Below are 20,408 nucleotides of genomic sequence, written 5' to 3'. Positions count from 1 at the left end.
CGCAGCACTTTACCGACCGCGCGGGTACGGCCGTGGGGGCCCACAGGCCCGTGGCAGCGGTAACCTATGGGGGCTCTCGCCGCGTCACCCGGCTGAACGGATGTTTACGGCGAGGAGGCGGCGCGCTACTAGTCGCGGTATGGTCGGCGCTCGCATCTCACGGCCCCGGCCGGAGAGAGACCCCCACCCCAGACCTGAGGACTACAGAGATGATCTTCGGAGGGTGCCGATGACGTTGGCAGTGGTTCTCGCGACCGAGGCGGTCGCGTCCGGTTCCACGCCGACGGCCGGCCTCACACTCCCGGGCGGCGCCGCGGTCGTCACCCGGTTGCTCGCCCAGCTCCAGTCCCTCGACATCGCCGACAGACGCGTGATCGCCCGCCCCGAGTTCGCCGCCGCCCTGCGTGAGGCCGGCTGCGAGGTCGTCGAGTCCAAGGGGCTCGCCGACGACCTGCGTGAGATCGCCCGGGTCGCCCGCACCGCGAAACGGCCGATGCTCATCGTGCACGGCGACGTCGTCGCCCACCGCGAGGTGTTCGCGCGGCTCGTCTACAACTCCAAGGCGCCCGCCTCCGCCGCCGTCGCCCGCGTGCCCGTGAACGACGACCGGCTGACCCGCCCTCTCATCCGGATCCGCAAGGGCCGCATCCAGTCCGCGGGCTCCGCGTACCACCAGGTGACCGACCCGAACGCCGTCTTCCGCGGCATCGTGCGGGTCTCCCAGGAGGAGACCGGGACGCTCGCCACGGTGGCCGACAGACTGGCCGACCTCGCGGACAAGCCGGACGGCTTCACGCAGATCAGCCCGCTCCGCCGGCTGTGGGACGACCCGGAGGACACCGGGGACGTCGAGATCGAGCAGGCCGGCGGCGTGCACCTCGAGGCCCTGGCCACCACCCCGATCACCGGAGACGACGCGCCGGCACTGCTCGTCGTCGGCCTGGTGCGCTCGGGGGTGAAGGTCACCGGCCGCGGCAACAGCACGCTGGTGTGCGAGCGGGTCCTGGATCAGACGCAGGCGGACGCGGCCCAGCGGGCCGTCGACTCCGTCGACGAGGACAAGGTCCGGCTCACCGCGGCGGTCAAGAACAACGACGGCTTCTTCACGACCTACGCGGTCAGCACCTACTCCCGCTACATCGCGCGCTGGGCCGGCAGGCGCGGCTGGACGCCGAACGCCGTCACCGCGATCTCGATGGGAATCTCGATCATCGCCGCGGGGTTCTTCGCCACCGGCCAGCGGTGGGGGATGATCCTCGGCGGCCTGTCGCTGTACTTCGCGTTCGTCTTCGACTGCGTGGACGGGCAGCTCGCCCGCTACACCCGGCAGTTCAGCACGCTCGGCGCCTGGCTCGACGCGACGTTCGACCGTGCCAAGGAGTACACCGTGTTCGCCGGCCTCGCGGTGGGCTCCACCGCGGCGGCGGTCGGCAGCTCGGCGCACGGCGGCGACGTGTGGTTCCTCGCCGCGACCGCCATCACGGCGCAGACCTGCCGGCACATGGTGGACTTCGCGTTCGGCGCCTCGAAGCGGCGCATGCCGCCCGAGCCGATCCCGGTCGTTCCGCTCGGCACGCCCAGTGACAGCATGCTGGACGAGCCGGAGCCGCCGAAGAGCCGGCCCAAGGGCCGCGGTCTCAGCCACCTCGCGGTTTGGCTGTCCGCGCGCTCGGAGCAGGTCCGGGTCTTCCACTGGTTCAAGAAGATGATCGTGCTTCCGATCGGAGAGCGGTTCGCGCTCATCGCCCTCACGGCGGCGATCTTCAACGCGCGCGTGACGTTCATCGCCCTGCTCACGTGGGGTGGCGTCGCCGCGTTCTACACGATCGCCGGCCGTATCCTCCGGTCCCTCACCCAGCCGAGGTCGGTGGCGGTTTCGAAATGAGTGTCCTCCCTGGTATGTCCGCGGCGGGCAAGCCCGCCGCCGCCCCGGTCCCCGACGCCGAGCTCGCCTACCACGGCAGCCGGCTGGTCGCCTACCGCGACGACGGCCCGATCGCCCACGCGCTGGGCCGGTTGACCAAGGGCCAGCTTCCGCCGCTGCTGCCGCTGCTCGTCGCCGGCATCGTCACCGCGATCCTGCTGGGGGTCGGCGTCAGCGGCCAGACCAGCCCGGCGGTCTTCGCTCCGGTGCTGGTGCTGCTGCTGGCGGGTCCCGGTTCGACGCATCCGCACAGCGGGCGCCTCGACTGGCTCGTGCCGCCGCTCATGCGGGCCATCGAGTACGGTTACCTCGCGACGCTGGGCTTCGCGCACGACGTCTCCAAGCCGCTGGTCTACGCCTTCCTGGGCGTGCTGGCCTACCACCACTACGACACCGTCTACCGCACGCGTCAGCGGCTGTGGCCGGCCCGATGGGTGTTCGTCGCCGGCCTCGGCTGGGACGGCCGCCTGCTGATCGTGGCGATCGCCGCGCTCGTGGGCAGGCTGCCCGTCGTCCTGGCCGTGCTCGGTGTCTACTTCGCCCTGCTGTTCGGTATCGAGAGCGTCTACACCTGGGTGCGGACCGGTACCGGCAAGGGCGTGATGGTCAATCTCGAGGATGAGGAGGAAGCCGGCTCATGATCGGCATGGTTCTGGCCGCGGGCGCGGGGCGACGTCTCCGTCCGTACACGGACACGCTGCCCAAGGCCCTGGTGCCGGTCGACGGTGACACGACGATTCTCGACATCGCGCTCGGGAACCTCGCCGAGGTGGAGCTGACCGACGTCGTCATCGTCGTCGGCTACTGCGCCGAGGCGGTCGAGCAGCGCAAGGCCGCGCTGGAGAGCCGGTACGGCGTGTCCATCACGCTCGTGCACAACGACAAGGCCGAGGAGTGGAACAACGCCTACTCCATGTGGCTGGCGCGTGAGCACTTCGGCGAGGGCGTCCTCATGGTCAACGGCGACACGGTGCACCCGGTGAGCGTCGAGAAGACCCTCCTGGAGAACCGCGGCCCGGACATCCTCCTCGCCGTCGACGACGTCAAGAAGCTCGCGGAAGAGGAGATGAAGGTCATCCTCGACGCCGACGGGCATCTGCAGCGCATCACGAAGCTGATGGACCCCTCCGAGGCGTACGGCGAGTACATCGGCGCCACGCTGCTGGAGCCCGCCGCGGCCGAGCCGCTCGCCGACGCGCTGAAGGCCACCTGGGAGCGCGACCCCGACCTGTACTACGAGGACGGCTACCAGGAGCTGGTGAACCGCGGCGGCAGGATCTCGGTGGCCCCGATCGGCGCGGTCGACTGGGTCGAGGTCGACAACCACGACGACCTGGAGAAGGCCCGCCGGATCGCCAAGGAATACTGATGCCGCTGCTCACGCGGATGCTCCCCGCGCCGCTGTCCATCGACGTGCGGCGCGGGGCCATCGCCCACCTCGGGGAGCTGCTCGCGGACCGGCGGATCGCCACGGAGGGCCGCGTCGCCATCGCGGTCGGGCCGGGGCAGGGCGACCAGATCGCCGAGCACGTACGGCCGGGCCTGCAGGCGTGCGAGGTGTTCCACGTCGACGGCGGCACGGTCGACGCGGCGATGGAGCTCGGGTCCCGGCTGCGCAGCGGCTCGTACGAGGCGGTCGTCGGCATCGGCGGCGGCAGGACCATCGACGCGACGAAGTACGCCGCGACGCTCGCCGGCATGCCGATGGTCTCGGTCGCCACGAACCTCTCCCACGACGGCATCTGCTCGCCGACGGCCTCCCTGGAGCACGAGAAGGGCAAGAACTCCTTCGGCGTGGCGATGCCGCTGGCCATGGTCGTCGACCTGGACTACGTGCGCGCCGCGCCGGAGCGGCTCGTCCGCGCCGGGATCGGCGACGTGCTGAGCAACTTCTCGGCGGTCGACGACTGGCTGCTGGCGGGCCGGGAGCAGGGCGACCCGATCGACCGGCTCGCGCTGACCCTCGCCCGTACGGCCGCTGAGGCGCTCATCTACCAGCCCAGGTCGATCGAGTCGGACGAGTTCCTCACCGTGCTGGCCGAGGGGCTCGTGCTGTCGGGGATGGCGATGTCGTTCGCCGGGTCCTCACGTCCGGCGAGCGGCGGCGACCACGAGATCCTGCACGCGATCGACCACCTGTTCCCCGGCACCGCGAACCACGGCGAGCTGGCGGGGATCGGCGCGGCGTTCTGCTACCACCTGCGCGCCACCCACCTCGGCGAGGGCGCGGAACGCCTCACGCAGATCGTGACGTGCCTCGACCGTCACGGACTGCCCAAGACACCGCATGACATCGGTCTGACCGAGGAGCAGTTCGCCGAGGCGGTGTTCTACGCTCCCCAGACACGGCCTGGCCGGTACACCATCCTGGAGCACCTCGGACTCGACGAGGGCGCTGTGCTGAAAGCGGTACGCGAATATGTCGGCACCTTCGCTGGCTGAGGTTCGGGCGGGCGGACAGCCACCCGGCCTCAAGGAACGCCGGAACGAAGAGCACTGGGCGGGACGGCTGTACATGCGCAGCATCTCGCCCCTGTTCACCTGGCTCTTCATCCGGATCGGGTTCAGCCCGAACCAGCTCACCTACATGATGATCGCCTGCGGCGTGCTGGGCGGCGCGGCCGTCGCGGTCGACGGCCGCGGAACGGCGGGCCTGATCTGGGCCATCGTCGGCGCCCTCCTCATCCAGGCGTATCTCCTGCTGGACTGCTCCGACGGCGAGGTCGCGCGGTTCCGCAAGCGGACGTCCGTCACCGGCGTCTTCCTCGACCGGATCGGGCACTACATGTCCGAGGTCGCGCTGCTGGTCGGCCTCGGCGTACGGGCCCAGGGCGCGTGGGAGAACGGCGGCTACGTCGAGCTGGGCCTGCTCGCCGCGCTCGGCGCGGCGCTGATCAAGGCCGAGACCGACAACGTCGTGGTCGCCCGCGCCAAGTCGGGCCTGCCCGCGGACCCCGCGACCGGGGACCGCGCGCTGCGCCCGGAGTCGACGGGCCTGGCGCTGGCCCGCGAGGCCGCGTCGCTGCTGAAGTTCCACCGGATCATCGGCGCGGTGGAGCTGTCGCTGCTCATCGTGGCCACGGCGGTCATCGACCACCTGACGCACGGCCTGACCGCAACAAGGGTCCTCGCCGTCGCCGTCGCGGTCGTCGCCGTCCTGCAGACCGGCCTGCACTTCGTCAGCATCGTGGCGTCCCGGAGGCTCAAATGAGGATCTCGGTCGTCGTGCTGACCATGGGGAACCGGCCGGTCGAGCTCGAACGCGCGGTCAAGAGCGCGCTGGGCCAGGTCGGCGTCGAGATCGAGGTCGTGCTCGTCGGCAACGGCGCGGACGTCCCCGGCTCCTGGCCCGACAACGTCAGAGTCCTCCGTCTCCCGGAGAACGTCGGCATCCCCGCCGGCCGCAACCGGGGCGTCGAGGCGTCGTCCGGCGAGCTCATCCTCTTCCTGGACGACGACGGCTGGTACGAGTCGATGGAGCTCGGCGCGCGGCTGCGGGACATGTTCACCCGCGACCCGAAGCTCGGCATCGTGTCCTTCCGCGTGCGCGACCCCGAGGGCGGCCCGGGGGAGCGGCGTCACGTTCCCCGGCTCCGCGCCGGCGACCCGCTCCGCTCCTCGGAGGTCACGACCTTCCTCGGCGGCGCCTGCGCGATGCGCCGCGCCGCGTTCGACGCGGCGGGCGGGCTCCCCGAGGACTTCTTTTACGCCCACGAGGAGACCGACCTCGCCTGGCAGGCGCTGAACGCCGGATACCGCATCGTGTACGACGCCGAGTCGGTGATGTTCCACCCGGCCGTCGCGCCGACCCGGCACGAGATGTTCTACCGGCTCAACGCCCGCAACCGCGTCTGGCTGGCCCGGCGCAACCTGCCCTGGCCGCTCGTCCTCGTCTACCTCGGCGTGTGGACGGGGATGACGGTCCTGCGCGAACGCAAGCCGGCCGCGCTCCGCCCCTGGTTCAGCGGCTTCCTGGAGGGCTGGCGCAAGCCCGCCGGCAGGCGACGCGCCATCTCCTGGCGCACCGTCTGGCGCATGACCCGCCTCGGCCGCCCCCCGGTCATTTAGGCGGTTCCGCGACCGGCCGCCGTCCCGGCCGCCACCACCCCAGCGACCAGCCGCCGACCCAGCGGCCAGCCGTGCGGCCTGGCGACCAAGCGGTCGCACGTCAGCACGGCGGGACGTCAGCACGGCGGGACGTCAGGACGCCACGAATCGGGACGAAAGCAGCCTGCAGGCTGCCGTGCCTCGTTCTGGGCCGTCCACTGTCAGTAGACGAATTCTCCTGTCAGTGGACGGCCCCGGAAGAGGTGCCCCCACCCCTGGGGCCTCGGCTTCGGTCTCATGTCACGCAGGCCCTGGGGCCCTTCCTCCGGGCACGGGAGTTTTCCACAGGGTGTGGACGGCGGTGGATGGCGACCGTGATCACGGCGCATGATGCTGTCATGTCCGGAGGGAGCAGTCGGCGGATCGGGGCGCTGATCAGGCAGGCGAGGCGGACGCGGCGGCTGTCTCTGCGGGATCTCGCCGACCTGTGCGACGCCAGTGTGGCGATGCTGAGCGCCATCGAGCGGGGCACGCGCAACATCAGCCTTCCGCTGGCCGATCGGATCCTGGAGGCGATGGAGCTGGAGCTCCATTTGGAGGCGCGGCCGAGATGGGAGGCGATCGACGCGGCCATCGCCGCCGCGGCCGGGCGGCCGCTGAAGGAGCGGATCGCCGGCTGGAAGATCGAGTTGACGTCTTTCGTCTCCTGGTTCGCCGAGACCCCCTACCTCGCCGACGGTCTGATGGCGGCGGCGCTGCAGGGAGCGCCGGTCCCCGTCACCGCCTTTGAGCTCGCGGTTCCCCGCGACCCCGACTCACTGGAGCGGTTGACGGACCTGCTCGACGAGATGCGCGCCTCCCGGTGGAACTCCTACTGGCTCCAGTGGGGTGGTCCGATGTCCCTCGACCCGCGCGCGGCCGAGGAGGATGTGGAGGACCTCTCCGGGACCGCTGGGGCGGACGCCGACGGCCGCATGCCGCCCTGCGCCTCGGGGAGGGACCCTTTTACGTACAAGTGCACGCACGGGGAGTTCCGGATCCGGCTGGTGGAGGAGTTCGCCCCCGTGCTGTGGACGGAGATCGAGGACCTGCCGCAGAAGTGTCTGCGCGCGACCTCCTTCCGGCGCAGGATTCCGATGCTGACCCGGGTGCGGCTCCCCGTGGTGCCGCTCGCCGAGATCCAGACCAGCGACGGCTACGCGCGCCGGGTCCTCGACCGGATGAACCGTCCGCGGCTCTTATCCGGCGCCGCCCGACCCGGCGCCGCCCCCTATCGCGCTGTCCGATCCGGCGTCGCCTCCTGCCGTGCCGCCCGGCCTGGCGTCGTCTCCTGCCGTGCCGCCCGGCCTGGTGCCGCCGCCTGGGGTGCTGCCCCGTGCGGCGCTACCCGTGATGCCGTTATCGGGCGCGGTGCCGGACAGGAGGGCCTCCCAGTCCGGGGCGGTGGTGAGGACGGTGAGGCGCTGGGTGGCGCGGGAGACGGCGACGTAGAGCGTGCGCAGTCCCGTCTGAGCGTAGTCCGCGATCTCTCCCGGCTCGACGATCAACGCGGCGTCGAACTCCAGGCCCTTCGCCTCCAGGGCGTCGAGCACCTGGACCCGCTCGGGCAGGTCCGGCAGGCAGGGCGCCGGGTGGCCCACGGGCAGGATGACGCCGACGGTGCCCTCGACCGCGTCGGCCAGGGCGGCCGCCTCGGCGCGCACGTTGCCGTCGAGCGCGGGGACGTGGCGGATGACCGGGCGGTGTCCGGAGGCGCGGACGGCGCGGGCCGGCCGGGCCTCGGGGACCGCCCGGGCCAGGACTCTCGCGGCGACCTCGGCGATCTCGACGGAGTTGCGGTAGTTGGTGGTGAGCTCGAACGCGTGGCGTGGCCGGCGGCCGAGCGCGGTGTCCATCGCCTTGCGCGCGGCGGCGGCGTCCTCCCAGGCGCTCTGCGCGGGGTCGGCCACGATCGTCCAGGTGGCCGTCCGGCCCCGCCGGCCCAGCATGCGCCACTGCATCGGCGACAGGTCCTGCGCCTCGTCGACGACGATGTGGGCGTACTCCACGGGAAGGTCCTCGTCCTCCTCGTCGTCGCGGCGCATCGCCTGTTCGCGGCGTTCGACGTACGTGGTGAGCTCGCGCAGCGTCGGCTCGTCGTCGTCCTCGGTCTCGACGCGTTCGCCGGTGAAGACGTTGACGCCGTCGATGACGAACGGGTCCTCCGCCTTGCGCCTCCTGCCGCGCGGCGGCCGCGGAGGCGGCCCCAGGATCGCGCCGGCCTCGTCGAGCAGCGCGATGTCGAGGTAGGACCAGGGGCCGCCCCAAGACTCGGCGAGCAGCCGGAGCTGCCGGTCGTTCAGCGAGCGGCCCGCGGCGCGGCGCAGCCGATCGGGGTCCGTGAGCGAGCGCAGCACGTCGGCCGGGCGGCGGACCGGCCACCAGGAGCGCAGGAACTCGACGAAGCGCCGCTCGTCACGGACGTGCGCGGTGAACGCGGCGCGGGACGTCCCAGGGGCGTCGTCCGGGCCACCGACCTCCAGGAAACGGTCCCAGAGCGCGCCGAGGAGCAGGTCGGCGGCGCGGGGGTAGGCGGTGTTGACCGAGCCGTGCGCGGTGCGGTGGACCTCGCGGCGGATGCGGTCCAGGGCCTCGCGCTCCAGCGACACCACGACCCCGCGGTAGACGGTGCGGAGGGTGTCCGGACTGCCCGGGGGAGCGTCCTGCACGGCCCGCCGCAGCACCCGCGTCATCATCGTGGCGCCCTTGACGCGCGCGAGCTCCGGGACGTCGTGGGCGGTCGCCTCCGCGCCGGGGACGAGGTCGCCGAGCGAGCGCAGCGTGGCGCCGCCCTCGCCCAGGGACGGCAGCACGCGCTCGATGTACGCGGTGAAGCGCGGGTTGGGCCCGAGGATGAGCACGCCGCGCGAGCCGAACCTGCGCCGGTGCCGGAACAGCAGGTACGCCACCCGGTGCAGGGCGACGGCGGTCTTGCCGGTGCCGGGGCCGCCCTGGACGATGACGGTGCCGTCGGCCGGGGAGCGGATCACCTCGTCCTGTTCGCGCTGGATGGTGGCGACGATGTCGCGCATCGTCCCTTCGCGGCTGCGGGCGAGCGAGGCCAGGAACGCGCCGTCGCCGACGATCGTCAGGTCCGTCCGCGCGCCGGGGATGAGCAGGTCGTCCTCCAGGTCGACGACCGTGCGGCCCCGGCAGTGCAGTACCCGCCGGCGTACGACGCCGCGCGGGTCCTCGGGGGTCGCGCGGTAGAACGCCTCGGCCGCCGGAGCGCGCCAGTCGATGACGAGCGAGTCGTGCTCGCCGGTGCGGACGCCGATCCGCCCGACGTAGAGCGTCTCGCCGCCGACCAGGTCGAGCCGGCCGAAGACCAGGCCCTCCTCGGCGACGTCGAGCGCGTGGCTGCGGACCGCCGCCTGGTGGACCATCGCGTCGCGGTCGACGAGCGATCCCTTGGTGCCGGCCTGGGCCTGGCGGTAGCCCTCTTCCAGCATCCGGCGAGCGGCCGCGCGCATCTCCTCCAGACGTGCGTAGGCTTCGTCGACGCGGGACTGTTCCGCGGCCATCTGCTCGTCCTTCACGGTCGGCACCATGGGCCAATTATCGGTGCGAAGCGCCGGAACCCCGTACCCTCAGCGGTGCGTGGCATCAACAGGAGGTGATCACGGTCGAGTCCGCGCGGAGCCGTAGGCACATCGTTCTGAGCGCCCTGACGGCCCTGCTGACCGTGATCGTCGGTGGGGTGCTGGCCGACCATTTCGTCCTCCAGGCGGAGTGGTGGCAGGTGAACCGCACCGTCACGCACGCGCCACGGCCGCCGCTGGCCGACCTGGGGCCGCCGGCGACGCCGGTGACGACGAGCTGGCAGCTCAGCACGCCCGTCGGCGACAGCGACCTGCCCGCCTACGACCGGGTGGCGTACACGATCGTGGACGGCCAGCTCGTCGTCGTGTCCGGGCACGGCCTCGACGTACGGGACGCGCGCACCGGCCGGGAGCGCTGGCACTACTACCGCGCCGAGTGGTCGATGCTCGGCTGGGCGCACACGGGACAGGTCCTCGTCGCGTACCTCGAACGGACCGGGCACCGCGGCAACCGCCTCATGGTCGGCCTGGACGCGGTGAGCGGCACGCTGCTGTGGCGGCAGCGCGGCGACGTGCCCGCCGCGATCGACCGTACGACGCTGCGCTGGCCGGCCGCCGGGGGAGTGGTCTTCGTCACCGAGGACGGACGGCACACGCTGTACGGCCGGTCGGCGCAGAACGGCCGGCGGCTGTGGAGCAAACGGCTCCCGCACGGCTGCCTGCTGCCGGAGGCGGTGCCGTACGCCTCGGACAGCAGCGAGAGCCTCGCCGCGTTCAGCATCGACTGCGGGGACGCGGACCGGGTCCTGGTGGTCGACCCGTCGAAGGGCCGCACGGACTTCACGGTGCTCACCCGGAACACCGCGCGGTCGGCGCTCGCGGTCGGCGGCGACGTCACGGTCGTCTTCGACGGTGAGTCGCTCCAGGCGTTCGACCGGAGGGGGCACGCCTTCCTCGACCGTTCCGGTCAGGACCTGTGCCGGGACATGTGCCCGATCGCGGTGACCGCCGGGCACCTGCTGGTGGCGTACGAGACGGGGCGCCGGCCCGAGGACGCCACGCCGACCCGTCGCCTGGAGTCGGTGGACATCGCGTCGGGGCTGTCGTCCTGGCACCGGGACATGCCCGGCTACGACGCGCTCACGGTCGCGGGCGGACTCGTGTACGGGCTGCGGTCGCGGCTCGCCGATCCGCTGCTGCCCGCCGGGGTGGACGTCATCGATCCCGTCAGCGGGAACGGCACGACGGTGCCGATCCCCGTCGTGCTGCGGGCGGGCCTGGACGGCGTACGGCCCTGGGTCGCCGCGGGCGGCGGGCTCCTGTACGTCGCCGCGCCGGCCGCGCGGCCCCGTCCGTTCGGCGCGGCACGGCTGGTGGCGCTGCGCGGCGGTCTTCGCGGTGAGGGCCCGCCGGAGCTGGCCGGCGTGCCGGCGCGCCAGTGGCCGAACGCCTGCTCCCTGCTGCCGAAGCGCGACCTGCCGCGAGGGTACTCCGGTGAGCCGGCGCAGGCCGCCGTCGACGGGCTGCGCGTGCCCGCGGGCTGCACCTTCCGGCCGCGTCGTGCGAAGAGCCGGGACCCCGACGGGCCGGAGCGGGAGGCCGGGGAGCTGTCGGTGACCGTGCAGTGGGTCGCTCCCGACGCCCTGACCGCCAAGGCGCTGTTCGCCGCGGCCCGCGACACGCAGAACGGCGCGCGGGACCGGGTACGCGCGGGCGACGAGGCGTACGCGGTCGGCACCTCGTCGGGCACGGTCGTGATGCGGGTCGGGCGCACGATCGTGACCGTGAGCTCCGGACTGCCCGACACGGCGACGCGGCTGGCCGCCGTGATCGCCGCGCGCCTGCCCGCCGCCGCCTAGACTCCGGCCCACTCCTCCAGCTTGGCCACGAACAGGCGGGCCTGCTCGGGCCAGTGGAACCGCGCGCGGGCGGCCTCGTGACCCCGCTTGCCCATCTCCCGCCGCAGCTCCGGGTCCTCGCGCAGCCGCCGGACCGCCGCCGCGGTGGCCGCGGGATCCTCGAACGGCACGACGATGCCGCAGCCCGCCTCCTCGACGATGCGGGCGGCGATGGGGTTCGGCGTGCTGATCACAGGGATGCCGCGCGCCATGTACTCGACGACCTTGGTGGGCATCGAGTGCCGGTAGTTCGGGCTGTCGTGCAGGAGCGAGAGGCCCGCGAGGGCGCCCTCCGCCATGCGCAGCGCCCGGTCGTTCGGCACGAACCCGTACCAGCGGAGGATCCCCTCCCGCTGGGCGTCGCGCAGCAGCGGCCGTACGTCGGCGTCGGCGCCGCCGACCAGGTCGAGCGTGATCCCGTCGGCGTGCACCAGCCGGGCCAGCGCGACCAGGTCCCGCACGCCGCGGGCGAACGAGAGCTGGCCGACGTAGATGATCCGGTCGTCGCCGGGCGGGGCCGGCGGCAGGTCGGGAACGTTGGTGGTGTTCGGCACCACCGGGTGCGGACGGCGGAACCGGTCGCGGTACCCCTCCTCCGCCAGCAGCAGCTTCAGCCGCCGTTCGGCGCGCCGCTCGATCAAGCGCACCGCGAACCGCAGCGGGACGCGCAGCGGCGCGGGCAGCCAGCCCTTGGCGCCCAGCGCCGCCGCGGTGTCCTCGTGCACGTCCCAGACGGTGCGCGAGCGGAGCCGGCGCGGCACCGCGAGCAGCAGTTCGGGGTCGTGCAGCAGGAGGATGTCGGCGTCCTTCGCGTGCGTGGCGAGGACGCGCCGCGCCCTCCGCAGCGCGTGCAGCCGGTTCCGGCCGGTCGCGCGCGGGACGTCGAGCGGATCGATCTCCGGCCAGGGCGTCACATTGCAGCTCCGGAACGGCGCCACAAAGGTCACGTCATGCCCGGCGTCCAGCAGCGCACGAATCTGCCGATGCAGAATTCGCGCATCCTCCGGATGGTGCACGACGGTACACACGAATATCCGCATCTTAATTTCCGGTGAATTCCAGGTCACAGCAATTCGACGCGTTCGGCGGCCGTTTCCTCGAGGCGGCGCGTGGCGCCCCGGGTGTCGAACAGCAGCCGCGCGTGCCGGGTGAGGCTCTCCGGGTCGTACTCCCGGTGGTCGGTGAGGACGATCGCGAGGTCGGCCTCCGCGAGCGCCGTGTAGAGCACGCGGGCGCGCGGCACCGGCTCGCCGTCGACGTCCCAGCTCTCGACGTGCGGGTCGTGGAAGCTCAGGTCGGCGCCCATCTTCCGCAGCCGCCGGGCGACCGGACGGGCGGGCGACTCGCGCTGGTCCGCGATGTCCGGCTTGTAGGTGACGCCGAGGATGAGCACCTTGGCGCCCTTCATGGCCAGGCCATCGCGGTTGAGCAGGGCCTGCGCGCGCTCGACGACGTACCGCGGCATCCGGTCGTTGATCTCCTGCGCCAGCTCGACGAACCGGAACGGGTAGCCGAGGGACCGCACCTTGTACGACAGGTAGTTCGGGTCGATCGGGATGCAGTGCCCGCCGACGCCGGGTCCCGGGTAGAACGCCTGGAAGCCGAACGGCTTGGTGGAGGCGCAGGCGATCGAGTCCCACAGGTCGATGCCCAGCTCGTTGCAGAACACCGCCATCTCGTTGACCAGCGCGATGTTGACGTGCCGGTAGGTGTTCTCGAGCAGCTTGGCCATCTCGGCCTCGCGGGTGCCCTTGGCCTGCACGACGTGCTCGACGAACTTGCCGTAGAAGGCCGCCGCGGCGTGCGCGCAGGACGGCGTCAGGCCGCCGACGATCTTCGGCGTGTTGTGGACGCCGTACACCGGGTTGCCCGGGTCGATCCGCTCGGGGGAGAAGGCCAGGTGGAAGTCCTCGCCCGCCACCAGGCCGGACTCCTCCAGGATCGGCCGGACGACCTCATCGGTGGTGCCCGGGTAGGTCGTCGACTCCAGCACCACGAGCGTGCCGGGGTCCAGGTGCCGCGCGACCGTCTGCGCGGCGGACCGGACGGCCGTCAGGTCGGGGCCGCCGTCGTTCGACAGCGGCGTCGGCACGCAGATCACGATGGTGCGCGCACCGTCGAGGATGTCCTCGTCCCGTGAGGGCGTGAAGCCGGCGGCGAGCATCCGCTCGACGTCCTCGGCGCTCACGTCGTCGACGTGGGACAGGCCGGCCTTGAGCCCGGCGACGACACGGGCGTCGCGGTCCAGCCCGCCGACCCGGAGGCCGGCGCGGCCGGCCTCCCGCACGAGCGGGAGGCCGACGTAGCCAAGTCCGATGACCACCAGATCCACCAGTGGCTCCCTTCAGGATGCTGCGGAGGCGAGGTCCCGGTAGGCGCCGAGACAGCGTGCCGTGACGGCCCGCCAGGTGCGGTGGGCCGCGACCCATTCCCGGGCCGCCTGACCGATTTCGCCGCGTAGCTCCGGACTGTAAATGAGCTGGTCCAGGCAATTCGCCCATGCTTCCGGGTCTTCTGGAAGAGTTAACGTGCCGGTCACGCCCGGTTCGATGATTTCGCGGAGCGCTTTGACATCACTTGCTATTACTGGGAGCCCCCCTGCCATCGCCTCCAGCGGTTTCAGCGGAGTCACCAGCTGGCACACCCGGTCCGCCCTCCGCGGGACCGCGAACACATCGAGGACTGCGTGATACCGACGTACCTGATCGACCGGCACCCGGCCGGTGAAGATCGCCGGGACCCTGAGCTCGGCGGCCCGGCGCTCGAGCGCCGGGCGCTCGGGTCCGTCGCCGACGAGCAGGAGCGTGAAGTCGCGCCGCAGCGCCGCCGCCTCGATCAGCGTGTCGATGCCCTCGAAGCCGTAGAAGGTCGAGGTGAGCCCGACGACGACCTCGCCCTCGGCGATGCCGAGGTCGGCGCGGAGCTTCCCGCCGTCCGGCAGCGGCTCCAGGAAGGTGTCGTCCACGGCGTTCGGCACGACGAGCACGTCGCCGACGCCGCCGCGTCCCTGGATCTCCGCCCGCATCGCCTCGCCGAGCGTCACGACCAGGTCGGCGTCGCGCATCCGGGCGGTCTCCAGCTCGCGGGTGAGCCGGTAGAAGTCATCGCTCGTCGAGCGCGCCGGGTCCCGCGACAGCCAGGAGTCCTCCAGGAAGCCGCGGACCTCGTACACCACCGGCAGGCCGTACCTGCGGCGCAGCTCCAGCGCCACGGCCGCGTTGAGGTGGTTGCTGGCCGCGTGCAGCACCGAGGGGCGCAGCTCCTCGACGAGCCGTCCGGCCAGGTCGGCGGCCTTGCGCACCTCGCGCACCGGGCCCTTCGGCGGCGTCCACGGCAGCAGACGGTGGTAGGGGATCCCGTCCACCTCGACGCGCGGCCGCGTGTCACGGACGCCCTGGGCCAGCGGGTGGCCGAGCCGCGTCACGACGTGCGGGTCCAGGCCCAGCTCGCGCTGCGCGGACACGATGCGGTGCGTCCGCACGGTGTACCCGGCCTGCGTGCGCGGCAGCGCGTTCGTCACCAGGTGCAGCACCGCCATCCGCTCCCCGGACGGGCGGGACGCTGCGCGCCCGGTTCGCGGCTTCGCCTCGGCGGCGTCGTCGAGCAGCTCGCGCAGCTCCCCGGTCTCGCGGTCCTGACGCTGCGGGGCCGGCGCGGCGAGCGCGCGGAACCGCGCGCGTACCGGGCCGGGCGCCACGCGGAGCGCCAGCCGTACGGCCAGCCGGCCCGCCCGGCGGGGATCGGCGCGCGCGTGCCGCCACGCGAGCACCGACCAGAAAAAGATCATCTTGGCCACCTGCATGGCGGGCGAGGTTAGGGATCGTCCGTGAACGAAAGGGAAACTCAACTGTGATCGCGCATGTACTCGGCGCCCGTCCGAACTTCGTCAAGGCGGCGCCGGTGATCGCCGCGCTGTCCGAGACGGGGCGCGGACAGCGAGTGATCCACACGGGCCAGCACTACGACGAGCGCATGTCGGAGGTGTTCTTCCGTGACCTGGGCCTGCCCGAACCCGACGTGAACCTGGAGGTCGGCTCGGGCAGCCACGCGGCCCAGACCGCCGCGATCATGGTGGCGCTGGAGAAGGAGTTCATCGAGCGTTCACCCGAGCTCGTCATGGTGTACGGCGACGTGAACTCCACCATCGCCGCCGCCCTCGTCGCGGCCAAGCTTCGCATCCCGGTCGCCCACGTGGAGGCGGGGCTGCGCAGCTTCGACATGACCATGCCGGAGGAGGTCAACCGCCGGCTCGTCGACCAGCTGTCGGACCTGTGCCTCGTCACGAGCCCGGAGGCGGTCGGCCACCTCGCGGCCGAGGGAGTCGCGGTCGACCGGATCCACTTCGTCGGCAACCCGATGATCGACACGCTGCTCGCGAACCTCGGCAGGTTCGACGCCGACGCCGTCCGGCGGGCGTACGACCTGCCCGAGCGGTACGTCGTCGCGACGCTGCACCGGCCCGCGAACGTCGACGACCCGGAGGTCGCGGCCGGCCTGGTCAAGCGGCTGCACGAGATCGCCGAGCTGGTGGACGTCGTCATGCCGGTGCACCCGCGCGGCCGTAAGGTGCTCACCGAGGCCGGGCTGGACGCCCATCCGCGCGTGCGCCTGCTCGAACCGCTCGGCTACGTCGAGTTCGTCGCGGCCGTGCGCGGCGCGGCGGCCGTCGTCACCGACTCCGGCGGCGTGCAGGAGGAGACGACGATCCTCGGCGTGCCGTGCCTGACGCTCCGGCCCAACACCGAGCGGCCGATCACGATCACGCACGGCACCAACCGGCTCGTCACCGCCGACGACGTCGTCCCCGCCGTCGCCGAGGCCCTGGCGGCCGGCCGCGGCGAGCGGGAGCACCCGCCGCTGTGGGACGGCCACGCCGGACCGCGCATCGCCCGCGTCGTGGAGGGGTGGCTCGGTGGCTGACCGGCAGGTGGCCCGGCTCAAGGCGGCGCTGGCCGACCGGGAGGCCCGGGTCCAGATCCTGGAGGCGCGGGTCGCCGCGCTGGAGGGCTCGACGTCCCTCAAGGTGGGCCGCGCCGTGACCGACGCGGCCCGCAGGCCCGGCAAGGGCGTCGTCCAGCTGCCGCGCGAGCTGTACCGGATGTGGCGGCACCGGGGCGCGCCGAACGTCGTCACCTCGGTCGACGCGCGCGAGCGCCCGATGTTCACCGCGCGCGACGAGGACCGGCTCATCGCGGCGGCGCCCGCGGCCGGCCTGGTCGTCGCCGGCGTGCTCGGCCCGGCCGCCGCCGCGGCCCTGGGCGAGGTCGCGCATGTGGTGCCGCTGATGCCGCACGACGCCGCCCTCGTCCTCGACACGACCGACGTGGACCTGGTGCTCGTGGACGCCGCCGCCGGGGAGCCCGGCGGCCCGTGGGCCTACCTGGGCGTCCCGGGCGTCCCGGACCGCGACCGGGCGCTGCTCGCCCTGATGGGCGTCGCCCGCGACCGGGGCCGTCCCGTCGTGCTGGCCGGCTCCGCGCCGGCGATCGCCGGGTTCGGCTGGGACGCGACGGTCCCGCCCGGTACGCCGATCGGCGAGGCGCTGCCGGGCCTGTGCGCCCGGTTCGGCATCGAAGAACTCCGATGATCCTGCGAGAAGGAGAACGCGTGCGCGCGCTCGTGTACGGCGACGTCGACCTCAACCTCATCGACGGGTCCGCGATCTGGGCCCAGGGGATGGTGCAGGCGCTCCAGGCCGCCGGCGTCGAGGTGACGCTGGTCCTCAAGGCCCCGGTGCGGACCGGGCGCCTCGTCGAGCCGCTCGAACGGCTGGCCGGGGTGACCGTACGGCGGCGGCCCGAGGACGCGACCACCTCGCTGACCGTCGAGGAGGCGGCCGGGCTGCTCACCGAGCTCGACGCCGAGCGGCCGTACGACCTGGTCGTCGTGCGCGGGAAGCGCCTCGCCGTACGCCTGACCGCGACGCCCCTGGCCGGGCGGCTGTGGACGTACCTCACCGATGTGCCGCAGACCGTGGCCGAGCTGGACGGCAGGACGCGCGGCGAGCTGGCGGCGGTCGCCAAGGCGTCGCGGTTCCTGCTCTGCCAGACCGAGGAGCTGCGCTGCCACCTGGAGGGCGTGCTGCACAAGGCGGCGGGCAAGTGCGTGCTGTTCCCGCCGGTGGTCGCGCTGCCGGAGGGCCTGGAACCGGCGGCGGACAAGACACCCGGTCGGCCGCTGCGGCTCGTCTACACCGGCAAGTTCGCGCCGCGCTGGAACACCTACGAGATGACCGGGCTGCCGCGCCGCCTGGCCGCCCGCCGGATCGACGCCGAGCTGCACATGATCGGTGACAAGATCCACCACGACCGGAAGGACCCGGGTTTCTCCCGCCGCATGCGGGTGGCCCTGGAGTCGACGCCCGGCCTCACCTGGCACGGCGGCCACCCGCGGGCCGAGGCCATGCGGGTGTCGGCCGGCTGCGACGTCGGGCTGTCCTGGCGTCATCCGGAGCTCGACGCGAGCCTGGAGCTGTCCACGAAGGTCCTGGAGATGGGGGCGCTCGGCCTGCCGGTGGTCCTCAACCGCACGCCGATGCACGAGAACCTCCTCGGCGCGGACTACCCGCTGTTCGCCGCCACCGAGGAGGACGTCGTCGACGTGCTCGCCGAGGTGACCGACCCGGAGGTCTACGCGCTCGCCCGCCGCCGCTGCCTGGACGCGGCACGGTCGTTCACCCTCGACGCGGCGGCCGGGAGGCTCCGCACGTACCTGCGGCAGGCGTTCCCGCCGCCTCTGCGCGCCGACGGGGCCGGGCGTACGACGCGGATCGTCGTCGCCGGGCACGACCTGAAGTTCTTCACCCGGCTGCTCGACCACATCGGCGCGCTGCCGGACGTCGAGGTGCGCGTCGATCGTTGGCCCGCCCTCGGCACCCACGACCCGCAGGTCAGCGCCGAACTGGCCGAGTGGGCCGACGTGATCATCTGTGAGTGGTGCGGGCCGAACGCCGTCTGGTACAGCGAGTGGCGCAAGAAGCACGGCCGCCCGGACCAGCGGCTCATCGTCCGGCTGCACCGCTTCGAGCTGTACGGCGCGTGGCCGGGGCGGCTGGACATCGACCTGATCGACCAGGTCGTCTGCGTCAGCCCGTCGTACGCGGAGCTGACCCGCAAGATGACCGGCTGGCCCGCCGAGAAGATCACCGTGATCCCCAACTGGGTGGACGTCGCGCAGTTCCACCGCGCCAAGCTCCCGGGCGCGCAGTTCCATCTCGGCATGATCGGGATCGCGCCCTGGCGCAAACGCCTCGACCTGGCCGTGGACGTCCTGGAGGAGCTGCGCCGCCACGACCCGCGGTTCACGCTGTTCGTGAAGTCGAAGCTGCCCTGGGACCTGCCGTGGATCTGGAACCGTACGGAGGAGCGGGAGGCGTTCGAGGCGCTGTTCCGGCGGATCCGGCGGTCGCCGCTGCTGGCGCGCTCGGTCGTCTTCGACCCGGCCGGGCCGGACGTCGCCGCCTGGCTGCGCCGCATCGGCTTCGTGCTGTCCACCAGCGACGACGAGAGCTTCCACCTGGCGCCCGCCGAGGGCATGGCGTCCGGCGCGGTGCCCGCGCTGCTGCCCTGGCCGGGCGCGGACACCATCTACGACCGGCGCTGGATCCACGAGTCGCCGTCCACGATGGCGCGGGACCTCGCCGCGATGGTCGCCGAGGGCCGCTGGAACGACGAGAGGGCGCAGGCCCACGCGGAGGTCGCGCGGTCCTACGCCCTCGATCTCGTCGGCGAGGCGTGGGTGGAGCTGCTCAGGCCCTCTTCGGCCGCCGCAGCGGCACGAACGCCCACGACATATCCGGCTCAAGCGCCCAGTGCATGAGTTTGCGCACCGGCGGGGTGCACAGCAGCGTCGCCACCACCGCGCCGGTCGCAGCGGTCAGCAACACGCCGGGGATGGTGTGCAGGAACGACACGTCCCACCAGCCCATGTACTCCAGCAGCTTCGTGAGGAAGCCGTGCAGCAGGTAGGCGTACAGCGTCGCGGCGCCGAGGTTGGTGAACCACGTCTGCCTGGCCGGCACGACTGACAGGAACGCCGCGACCAGGACGGTCGCCGCGATCATGAGGCCCAGCCGCATGCCGGTGCCCGTCAGGTTGTCGACGTGCATCGTGGAGTTCGGGCTGCGCCAGTACACCCACTCGGTGGTCATGTGCCGGTCGGCGACGAAATAGGTGAAGACGAACCCGACCAGGAGCGTCAGCGCCCCCAGCACGCGGGCCTTGGTCTGCTTGAGCAGGTCGAAGTGCTCCTGCTTGAGTACGAGGCCCAGGACGTAGAACGGCACGAGGCCGAACACGCGGTGCATCTCGAGCTCGCTCGGCAGGTCGCTCATGCCCGACAGCAGGGAGATCACCAGGGCGATCAGCACCGGCCAGCGGATCTGCTGCCAGACCGGCGTGGACAGGCGCCACAGGAACAGCGCCATCAGGAACCAGGTGAGGTAGTACGGGTCCAGCAGGCTGATCTGGAAGGCGGAGTGCCCGACCGCCCAGTGGTACGTGGAGTAGGCCGTCTCGAAGACGACGTACGGCACGCCCAGATTGGTGATCAGCTTGCGGGCCTTGCCCCCGGAGAACGTGAAGTTCCGGGAGAAGTAGCCGGTGATCACGATGAACACCGGCATGTGGAACGTGTAGACGAACAGGTAGAGGGCGTGCGCGAACCGGACGTCGCGCAGGTTGACGATCGAGTGGCCCATCACGACCAGGACGATCGCCAGGAACTTGGCGTTGTCGAAGAACGGGTCACGCCGGCGGCGCGCGCGGGTCGCGGGCACGGCGGGCAGGGCCGGTGAGACGGCGAACAGGTCGGGGATGGTGGTGGCTACGGGGTTCAGCGGAGGCTGTGCGGGGTGCGCGGTCGGCCAGGTCATGGGTTCCAGAGATTGGAGGCGGGTGTTCCGGGCCCCGGAAACCAGGGGTCGGGAAACGACCATACCGACAGTCGGAGGCACATGCA

The 20,408-nt window shown here is 72.3% G+C and carries 15 protein-coding genes and 1 pseudogene; 11 read left to right on the top strand and 5 right to left on the bottom strand.

The annotated features are described in order from the left end of the window. Nucleotides 1-229 precede the first annotated feature (229 nt). From NDW01_RS12560 to NDW01_RS44330, 7 genes and pseudogenes are all read left to right on the top strand, one after another. Entirely contained in the window at nt 230-1,885 is a 1,656-nt protein-coding gene (locus NDW01_RS12560; RefSeq protein ID WP_252820081.1) for a CDP-alcohol phosphatidyltransferase family protein, read from the top strand. After that, complete coding sequence (locus NDW01_RS12555) at nt 1,882-2,565, top strand: DUF5941 domain-containing protein (protein WP_252820080.1); 684 nt, start codon at nt 1,882-1,884, stop codon at nt 2,563-2,565. The genes NDW01_RS12560 and NDW01_RS12555 overlap by 4 nt, the downstream gene beginning before the upstream one ends. Beyond that, nucleotides 2,562-3,293 carry a phosphocholine cytidylyltransferase family protein gene (locus NDW01_RS12550; protein WP_252820079.1) on the top strand — a complete coding sequence of 244 codons (732 nt, stop codon included), beginning with the start codon at nt 2,562-2,564 and terminating at the stop codon, nt 3,291-3,293. Before NDW01_RS12555 ends, NDW01_RS12550 begins: the two co-directional genes overlap by 4 nt. 17 nt (nt 3,294-3,310) lie before the next feature. Further along, entirely contained in the window at nt 3,311-4,366 is a 1,056-nt protein-coding gene (locus tag NDW01_RS12545) for an iron-containing alcohol dehydrogenase family protein (protein WP_252820657.1), read from the top strand. Continuing rightward, nucleotides 4,344-5,135 (top strand): CDP-alcohol phosphatidyltransferase family protein, encoded by a 792-nt coding sequence (locus NDW01_RS12540; RefSeq protein ID WP_252820078.1) that lies wholly within the window; start codon nt 4,344-4,346, stop codon nt 5,133-5,135. The genes NDW01_RS12545 and NDW01_RS12540 overlap by 23 nt, the downstream gene beginning before the upstream one ends. Further along, nucleotides 5,132-5,992 carry a glycosyltransferase family 2 protein gene (locus tag NDW01_RS12535; protein WP_252820075.1) on the top strand — a complete coding sequence of 287 codons (861 nt, stop codon included), beginning with the start codon at nt 5,132-5,134 and terminating at the stop codon, nt 5,990-5,992. Before NDW01_RS12540 ends, NDW01_RS12535 begins: the two co-directional genes overlap by 4 nt. Nucleotides 5,993-6,336: 344 nt before the next feature. Further along, nucleotides 6,337-6,549: pseudogene (locus tag NDW01_RS44330) on the top strand (helix-turn-helix domain-containing protein); the annotation flags it as partial. A 660-nt stretch (nt 6,550-7,209) separates the two neighbouring features. Here the strand turns inward: NDW01_RS44330 and NDW01_RS12530 are convergent. Then, a complete protein-coding gene (locus tag NDW01_RS12530) occupies nt 7,210-9,561 on the bottom strand; it encodes a HelD family protein (RefSeq protein WP_252820072.1) in 2,352 nt (783 codons plus the stop codon). 65 nt (nt 9,562-9,626) lie between these two features. Between NDW01_RS12530 and NDW01_RS12525 the strand changes: the two genes are divergently transcribed. After that, nucleotides 9,627-11,411, top strand: coding sequence for an outer membrane protein assembly factor BamB family protein (locus NDW01_RS12525; protein WP_252820069.1), 1,785 nt, complete (start codon nt 9,627-9,629; stop codon nt 11,409-11,411). On the opposite strand, the gene NDW01_RS12520 is transcribed toward NDW01_RS12525, so the two are convergent. From NDW01_RS12520 to NDW01_RS12510, 3 genes are read right to left on the bottom strand one after another with little or no spacing between them, the layout of a single operon-like run. Next, on the bottom strand, nt 11,408-12,490 hold the full coding sequence (locus NDW01_RS12520) for a glycosyltransferase (RefSeq protein WP_252820067.1): 1,083 nt from the start codon (nt 12,488-12,490) through the stop codon (nt 11,408-11,410). The genes NDW01_RS12525 and NDW01_RS12520 overlap by 4 nt on opposite strands. Nucleotides 12,491-12,513: 23 nt before the next feature. After that, nucleotides 12,514-13,782: a nucleotide sugar dehydrogenase gene (locus NDW01_RS12515; RefSeq protein ID WP_252820065.1), complete on the bottom strand. Its 1,269-nt coding sequence runs from the start codon at nt 13,780-13,782 to the stop codon at nt 12,514-12,516. 12 nt (nt 13,783-13,794) lie between these two features. Then, nucleotides 13,795-15,237 (bottom strand): glycosyltransferase family 4 protein, encoded by a 1,443-nt coding sequence (locus NDW01_RS12510; RefSeq protein WP_252820063.1) that lies wholly within the window; start codon nt 15,235-15,237, stop codon nt 13,795-13,797. 65 nt (nt 15,238-15,302) lie between these two features. Between NDW01_RS12510 and wecB the strand changes: the two genes are divergently transcribed. From wecB to NDW01_RS12495, 3 genes are read left to right on the top strand one after another with little or no spacing between them, the layout of a single operon-like run. Then, nucleotides 15,303-16,370 (top strand): non-hydrolyzing UDP-N-acetylglucosamine 2-epimerase, encoded by a 1,068-nt coding sequence (wecB, locus tag NDW01_RS12505; RefSeq protein ID WP_252820655.1) that lies wholly within the window; start codon nt 15,303-15,305, stop codon nt 16,368-16,370. Then, nucleotides 16,363-17,037, top strand: coding sequence for a hypothetical protein (locus NDW01_RS12500; RefSeq protein WP_252820062.1), 675 nt, complete (start codon nt 16,363-16,365; stop codon nt 17,035-17,037). The genes wecB and NDW01_RS12500 overlap by 8 nt, the downstream gene beginning before the upstream one ends. After that, nucleotides 17,034-19,268: a glycosyltransferase gene (locus tag NDW01_RS12495; protein WP_252820059.1), complete on the top strand. Its 2,235-nt coding sequence runs from the start codon at nt 17,034-17,036 to the stop codon at nt 19,266-19,268. The genes NDW01_RS12500 and NDW01_RS12495 overlap by 4 nt, the downstream gene beginning before the upstream one ends. Here the strand turns inward: NDW01_RS12495 and NDW01_RS12490 are convergent. Next, a complete protein-coding gene (locus tag NDW01_RS12490) occupies nt 19,198-20,322 on the bottom strand; it encodes an acyltransferase family protein (protein ID WP_252820057.1) in 1,125 nt (374 codons plus the stop codon). The two genes, NDW01_RS12495 and NDW01_RS12490, sit on opposite strands and share 71 nt — an antisense overlap. Nucleotides 20,323-20,408: the final 86 nt, after the last annotated feature.

It is taken from the genome of Actinoallomurus soli (assembly GCF_024055715.1).
Lineage (GTDB): Bacteria > Actinomycetota > Actinomycetes > Streptosporangiales > Streptosporangiaceae > Actinoallomurus > Actinoallomurus soli.
Note: the sequence above shows the minus strand (reverse complement) of the source record. Positions and strands in the feature narration are given on the sequence as shown.

Coding starts and splice junctions, on each gene's coding strand:
- NDW01_RS12535 (WP_252820075.1), top strand. CDS start 5,132: ATGAGGATCTCGGTCGTCGTGCTGACCATGGGGAACCGGCCGGTCGAG.
- NDW01_RS12490 (WP_252820057.1), bottom strand. CDS start 20,322: ATGACCTGGCCGACCGCGCACCCCGCACAGCCTCCGCTGAACCCCGTA.
- NDW01_RS12495 (WP_252820059.1), top strand. CDS start 17,034: ATGATCCTGCGAGAAGGAGAACGCGTGCGCGCGCTCGTGTACGGCGAC.
- NDW01_RS12520 (WP_252820067.1), bottom strand. CDS start 12,490: ATGCGGATATTCGTGTGTACCGTCGTGCACCATCCGGAGGATGCGCGA.
- NDW01_RS12510 (WP_252820063.1), bottom strand. CDS start 15,237: ATGATCTTTTTCTGGTCGGTGCTCGCGTGGCGGCACGCGCGCGCCGAT.
- NDW01_RS12530 (WP_252820072.1), bottom strand. CDS start 9,561: ATGGTGCCGACCGTGAAGGACGAGCAGATGGCCGCGGAACAGTCCCGC.
- NDW01_RS12540 (WP_252820078.1), top strand. CDS start 4,344: ATGTCGGCACCTTCGCTGGCTGAGGTTCGGGCGGGCGGACAGCCACCC.
- NDW01_RS12550 (WP_252820079.1), top strand. CDS start 2,562: ATGATCGGCATGGTTCTGGCCGCGGGCGCGGGGCGACGTCTCCGTCCG.
- NDW01_RS12545 (WP_252820657.1), top strand. CDS start 3,311: ATGCTCCCCGCGCCGCTGTCCATCGACGTGCGGCGCGGGGCCATCGCC.
- NDW01_RS12555 (WP_252820080.1), top strand. CDS start 1,882: ATGAGTGTCCTCCCTGGTATGTCCGCGGCGGGCAAGCCCGCCGCCGCC.
- NDW01_RS12560 (WP_252820081.1), top strand. CDS start 230: ATGACGTTGGCAGTGGTTCTCGCGACCGAGGCGGTCGCGTCCGGTTCC.